Origin of the sequence: Paracoccus sp. S4493, from assembly GCF_000967735.1 — a bacterium.
In the GTDB taxonomy this organism is placed as follows: domain Bacteria; phylum Pseudomonadota; class Alphaproteobacteria; order Rhodobacterales; family Rhodobacteraceae; genus Paracoccus; species Paracoccus marcusii.
Map to the genome: position 1 here is coordinate 1 of NZ_JXYF01000510.1, position 382 is coordinate 382.

Annotated in this window: 1 protein-coding gene; it reads left to right on the forward strand. The window is 62.0% G+C overall.

The genetic code is table 11. The annotated features are described in order from the left end of the window. Positions 1-356 (forward strand): integrase core domain-containing protein (locus tag TW83_RS18780; protein WP_045984311.1); only part of this gene is annotated, 356 nt, incomplete at its 5' end. Between the last annotated feature and the right edge of the window lie 26 nt (positions 357-382).

Genomic DNA, 382 nt, shown 5'->3' on the forward strand with positions numbered 1-382 from the left:
ATGGGACCGAGTTCACCAGCCGAACGATCCTGAAATGGGCCGAGCAGAACGACGTCGCCTGGCACTACATCGATCCCGGCAAACCGCAGCAGAACGCCTTCATCGAGTCGTTTAACGGCAGCCTGCGCGATGAACTGTTGAATGAGGAGATCTTCGACACCCTGGACGACGCGCGCCGAAAGATCGCCCTCTGGCGCTACGACTACAACGCTGTCAGGCCGCACTCCTCGCTCGGCAACCTGACGCCGCTCGAAGCGCGCCGGACGCTTGCGCTCCCTGATGGCTCCGCGCCCGGCGCGCTTGCCATGAAACCACCCCCCGAATACCAATCTCAAACCGGCAGACTCTCGTTATGATCGAGGGACCAACGGGGGGCAGATCA